The sequence below is a fragment of the Vibrio sp. V39_P1S14PM300 genome, assembly GCF_009904765.1.
GTDB lineage: Bacteria > Pseudomonadota > Gammaproteobacteria > Enterobacterales > Vibrionaceae > Vibrio > Vibrio proteolyticus.
Window position 1 is genome coordinate 1 of sequence record NZ_WXWP01000358.1, and the last position, 5,955, is coordinate 5,955.

Annotated in this window: 4 protein-coding genes; 2 read left to right on the plus strand and 2 right to left on the minus strand. The window is 49.3% G+C overall.

Annotation, left to right across the window (positions count from 1 at the left end):
- Window positions 1-74: 74 nt before the first annotated feature.
- Both pheT and pheS read right to left on the minus strand, forming a co-directional pair.
- Window positions 75-2,462 carry a phenylalanine--tRNA ligase subunit beta gene (gene pheT, locus CAG65_RS18845; RefSeq protein WP_161454618.1) on the minus strand — a complete coding sequence of 796 codons (2,388 nt, stop codon included), beginning with the start codon at window positions 2,460-2,462 and terminating at the stop codon, window positions 75-77.
- An 18-nt stretch (window positions 2,463-2,480) separates the two neighbouring features.
- On the minus strand, window positions 2,481-3,464 hold the full coding sequence (gene pheS / locus CAG65_RS18850) for a phenylalanine--tRNA ligase subunit alpha (protein WP_021705496.1): 984 nt from the start codon (window positions 3,462-3,464) through the stop codon (window positions 2,481-2,483).
- Window positions 3,465-3,723: 259 nt separating this feature from the next.
- Here pheS and CAG65_RS18855 point away from each other — a divergent pair, with 259 nt between their 5' ends.
- Both CAG65_RS18855 and CAG65_RS18860 read left to right on the plus strand, forming a co-directional pair.
- Complete coding sequence (locus CAG65_RS18855) at window positions 3,724-4,206, plus strand: GNAT family N-acetyltransferase (protein WP_161454619.1); 483 nt, start codon at window positions 3,724-3,726, stop codon at window positions 4,204-4,206.
- Between the two features lie 296 nt (window positions 4,207-4,502).
- Complete coding sequence (locus CAG65_RS18860; protein WP_161454620.1) at window positions 4,503-5,939, plus strand: serine protease; 1,437 nt, start codon at window positions 4,503-4,505, stop codon at window positions 5,937-5,939.
- Window positions 5,940-5,955 lie beyond the last annotated feature (16 nt).

Sequence of the window (5,955 nt, forward strand, 5' to 3'; positions counted from 1 at the left end):
AGACAGGAAAGAATAAAAAACCCTGCCGAACAGGCAGGGTTTGAACACTCGTTAATCAGAGTTCATTATGGCACTTAGTCGCGCAGAGCAGCACCGAACTTATCGGATACGTGTGCAACGATCGCGTCTACCGCGCCTGCGATATCGGCATCTTCAAGCGTACGCTCAACCGATTGTAGCGTCAGTGCAATCGCCAGGCTCTTCTTGCCGTCTTCAACACCTTTACCTACGTAAACGTCGAACAGTTTCGCGTCTTTCAAGAACTCGCCACCTTGCTCCAGACATGCTGCAACGATGTCACCAGAAGCAACGGTTTCGTCAACAACGACTGCGATATCACGACGGTTTGATGGGAACTTAGACAGTTGTACCGCTTCTGGGATCACTTTCGTGTTGATCGCAGACCATTCGATTTCGAATACGATAGTACGGCCATTCAGACCAAACTTGCGTTCTAGCTCTGGGTGAACTGTACCGATCACGCCCACTTCTTTGCCATCTACGATGATTGCCGCAGATTGACCTGGGTGAAGTGCTGGATGCTTCGCTGCCGCAAACGAGTAGGCTTTTTCGTTCGCAGAAAGCTCAAGAATCGCTTCCAGATCGCCTTTCAGGTCAAAGAAATCCACAGTTTGCGTTGCCATATCCCAGTGTTCTTCACCGCGAGTACCGGCAATCACGCCCGCGAGCATTGGCTCTTGACGCATGCCGTTTTCTGCCGATTCACAAGGAATGAAACGCAGACCGTATTCGAACAGACGAACGCGTGGTTGCTGACGTTTTTGGTTGTGAACCACAGTATTCAACAGACCCTGGATAAGACCCAGGCGCATTGCTGACATTTCCGCAGAAATTGGGAATGGCAGAATCAACGGCTCTACGTCTGGCACGATCAGTTTTTGTTGCTCTGGTTCAACAAAGCTGTATGTGATCGCTTCTTGGTAACCACGGTCAACCAACAGGTTACGTACACGTTTAAGAGGAAGGTCCGCTTCTACGTGGTTGTGCATCTTAAGCGCAGCAACTGGGTGCTGGTTAGGAATGTTGTCGTAACCGTAGATACGGCCCACTTCTTCGATCAAGTCTTGCTCAATCGCGATGTCAAAGCGCCATGTTGGTGCTGTCGCGATCCAACCCGATTCTGTTGCTTCAACAGTCAGGCCAAGACGCTCTAGAATTTCTACTACGTCGGCATCAGGGATGTGATGACCAAGTAGGTTGTCTAGCTTAGTACGACGTAGTGCTACTGTGTTTGCTGTTGGTAGGTCTGATTCAGATTCTACCGCGACAACTGGTGCCACTTCACCGCCACAGATTTCAACGAGCAGTTCAGTTGCACGCTCCATTGCGCTTGCTTGTAGTGCGAAGTCGACACCACGTTCAAAACGCATTGAAGAATCAGTGTGCAGACCGTAGCTACGAGCGCGGCCACGGATGTGGTCAGGTGCAAAGAATGCACACTCTAGTAGCACGTCTTTTGTTTCAGACGTTACGCCTGATTCTTCACCACCGAAGATACCCGCGATTGCTAGCGCTTTACCGTGGTCTGCAACCACTAGTGTGTCCGCGTTTAGTTCTGCTTCGGTACCGTCTAGAAGAGTCAGTTTTTCGCCCTGCTCTGCCATACGTACCACGATGCCGCCGTCGATCTTAGCCAGATCAAATGCGTGCATTGGTTGGCCTTGCTCTAGCAGAACGTAGTTTGTGATATCAACCACTGGGTCGATTGAGCGAATGCCACAACGGCGCAGTTTCTCTTGCATCCACAGCGGTGTTTCTGCTTGAACGTTAACGTTCTTAACGATACGCCCAAGATAACGCGGGCATGCTGCTGACGCTTTCACTTCAATTGAGATGTTGTCATCGATCGCTGGCGCCACTGGGTCAACCGCTGGCTCAGTCACATCGGCACGGTTGAGTACGCCCACTTCACGCGCCAGACCACGAATGCTGAAACAGTCTGCACGGTTTGCTGTCAGATCTACGTCGACCGTGACATCGTTCAGCCCCAGGAATTCACGGAAGTCAGTACCGATCACGGCATCTTCAGCCAGTTCCATGATGCCATCTGATTCTACGTCGATACCCAGTTCAGTGAAGGAACACAGCATACCGTGAGAAGGTTGGCCGCGCAGTTTCGCTTTCTTGATTTTGAAATCGCCCGGAAGCACCGCGCCTACGGTTGCAACTGCAACTTTGAGGCCTTGGCGACAGTTTGACGCGCCACAAACGATGTCGAGCAGTTCGTCTTCACCAACATCGATTTTCGTTACGCGCAGTTTGTCTGCGTCAGGGTGCTGACCACATTCAACAACGTGACCCACTTTAACGCCAGTGAATGAACCGGCTACAGGTAGTACGTCGTCTACTTCCAGACCCGCCATTGTAATTTGGTGAGTAAGCTCGTCAGTCGATACCGCAGGGTTTACCCACTCACGAAGCCATGATTCGCTGAATTTCATAGTGATAAATCCCCTGGATTACTTGAACTGTTTTAGGAAACGAAGATCGTTCTCGAAGAACGCACGTAGGTCGTTTACGCCGTAACGCAGCATCGTCAGACGCTCAACGCCCATACCGAATGCGAAACCAGAGTATTTCTCAGGGTCGATACCTACTGCACGCAGAACGTTCGGGTGAACCATGCCACAGCCCAGAACCTCAAGCCATTTGCCGTTTTTACCTTTCACATCAACTTCTGCTGAAGGCTCGGTAAACGGGAAGTATGAAGGACGGAAACGAACCTCAACTTCTTCTTCAAAGAAGTTACACAGGAAGTCGTGCAGAATGCCCTTCAACTGGGCAAAGTTGACGTTTTCATCAACCAGCATACCTTCCACTTGGTGGAACATTGGCGTGTGTGTTTGGTCGTAGTCGTTACGGTATACACGGCCCGGAGCGATGAAACGGAACGGCGGTTTGCCATTTTCCATCGTACGGATCTGTACGCCAGAGGTATGAGTACGCAACATCAGATCTGGATTAAAGAAGAAGGTGTCGTGGTCAGTACGAGCTGGGTGATCTTCAGCAATGTTCAGCGCATCAAAGTTGTGAAATGCGTCTTCGATTTCAGGACCGGCTTCTGTATTAAAGCCCAACTCACCAAAGAACTGTTCAATACGCTCAACGGTACGAGTGACTGGATGTAGACCACCGTTTTCAATACGGCGACCCGGTAGTGTTACGTCGATCGTTTCTGCTGCCAGTTTGGCTTCCAGTTCCGCAGTCTGCAGTGCGTCTTTACGAGCTGCAATTGCTTGTTGAACCACGCCTTTCGCTTTGTTGATCTCTTGACCAGCTTCGCGGCGTTCTTCTGGTGGTAGTTTACCCAGGCTTTGAAGCTGAGCGGTTAGCTCACCTTTTTTGCCCAGATACTGAACACGCACTTCATCAAGTGCGACTAACGAATCTGCAGATTCAATGGCTGCGTTCGCGTTAGCAATGATCTCTTCTAGATGTTGCATCGTTTCCTCATCTACCTATACCTAACTGCAAGGCAATAGATATAAGTGGTAGTGTCCATTCTGGGCAGGCTGCTCAACAGCCAGTACCCGACAGGAATCTTGGGTCTATAGATAGCTGTACATAGTAACGAATGACAAGGTCAAATCCAAACTGAAATCCGTTTATTTACCGCCTTTGGGTAAAATTTCACCTCAACACTTGATAAAAGTGCTTTTAACACCAAGTTAATTGGTAATTAAAAGAAAAAAAGGATTAAAAATGACTGCTGTAATTGAACCTATCCGCGCCGATCAAGACGCTGATATCTGCGCCATCATCAAAGCCGTAGGTGCAGAGTTCGGTGCCGTCGGTGAAGGTTTTGGGCCATCTGATCCTGAAGTGCTGGCGATGAGCGAATACTACACTGCCGACAAACAAAGTTTGTACCTGGTGGCTACGGTTGACGGAAAAATCGTCGGAGGCTGTGGTCTGGCCCCGTTTCAGGGGTCGGCACAGACTTGTGAACTGAAAAAACTTTTTCTGTTACCGGAAAGTCGCGGGCTGGGTCTGGGTAAAGCGTTGGCCGAACGTTGTCTGGAATTTGCTTGCCAGCAAGGGTTTAAGCAGTGTTACCTTGATACACTGACGTCGATGAAATCTGCAATCCAGCTGTATGAAAAGCTCGGGTTTATTCATTTGAATAGTCCTCTGGAAGGAACAGAGCATGGTGGGTGTGATGTATGGATGTTAAAGGCGCTGTAAATTACAGAAATATCAACGAATTTCAACGTTCTTTCCCACCCCAAAGAGCACCGTGATAAAGCGCGAGTAACGTCTACTGGTGATGATTGGTTGGTTTGATCTGGTTCGCAAAAAATGAATCCCATTGACTGCGGGAAAGCATTTCTTGCCTTTTACCTTGATACGCTCAGACCTGTTATTTCGGTCTCTGGCTCACTCTGTCAACGAAATTTCACCTAAACACAAATAAGCAACAGATTGCTTATTTGTGTTTATTGCTTATGTTTTTATTGGACCTCACATAGAAAGGAACTCCAATGATAAACATAATACGCAACGTCATCTTAGCTTCATCTTGTATTGTCTCCTCAGTGGCTTACGCGCAAACCGCGTTGCCTGTGATCGCAGATGAAATCCCGTTCACCCTATCCTCTATCGGAGCGACATCCACTTCGATGACTGTCGAGCATACCGATGCTGAATTCATCAAACTTCACTTCAAGAGCCTAACCTTGCCTAAAGGCAGTGTGATTCGCCTAACATCACGTGACGGATCAGAGGTGGTTGAGTATTCCACCAGTCAAACCGACTGGTATGCGCAGTCTATTTTTGGCGACCAGATCACCATTGAGCTGATCCCGAATGCTCAGGGAGAAACCGGTCAGTTTGATATCGATTACTACATGGCAGGCAAAGAAACCGCCACCAGCTTTGAAAGCAGCAACACAACACTGTCGACCTGCGGCGTGAATGAGCGGAAAGACGTAGCGTGCTGGCAGGACTCACACGCCGAAAAAGTCGCCTGGTCGAGCCCAGTCGCCCGATTACTGATCGATGGACGCAGCCTGTGCACGGCCTGGCGTGTTGGTCCTGACAATAAACTGTTTACCAACAACCACTGTGTCAGCACCGAAGCAGAACTCAAAAATACCGAGGTGTGGTTCAACTACCAACGCAGCACTTGTAACGGCACGTTATCAACCACAGTGAAAGTCATGGGTGACCAACTTTTCAGCACCGATTATACCTTAGACTACACTCTATTTTCCGTGGATGATTTCAGTAAAATTGAATCCTTTGGTTATCTGGGGCTGGATAACAGCGAACCAGTGTATGGTAACGGAATCTACATTCCTCAGCATGGCTCGGGCAATCCAAAAGAGCTGGCGATTGAAAGTGATCAAAACGGCTCCGGCTATTGCCAGATTGATGTTGCATCGGCGAATGGACGAGGCACCAATACCGATACCGGTTACTTTTGTGACACCATCGGCGGCTCGTCAGGTTCGCCAGTGCTGAACACGGCCAACAACAAAGCGATCGCTCTGCACCACTTTGGTGGCTGTGAAAACCAAGGGGTTAAAATCAGCAAAATTTGGCCTCAGGTCGCCACATTCTTCAATAACACGCTGCCCGATGGTTCGGTCGGACAACCGAATAACGGCATCCAGGAGTTGGTTCCGGGTACCCCTGTCACTGGTTTAGCGCTCAGCAAAGGCGAACAACAGATGTGGGTAGTGAAAGCGCAAAACAGAACCGCACCGCTTAACGTCACCATCAACTCAGGCAGCGGCGATGCCGATTTGTATGTTCGCTCAGGCGCTCAGCCAACCACCAGCGCCTATGACTGCCGACCTTATCTGTCCGGCAATAACGAGTCGTGCTCCGCAGCGTTGGCTGGAGAAGATCTGTATATTATGCTGCGCGCTTACAACAGCTTTTCAGGCGTGACCTTAAATGTGACTGAAAATTAATGATTTTTCTTTTATC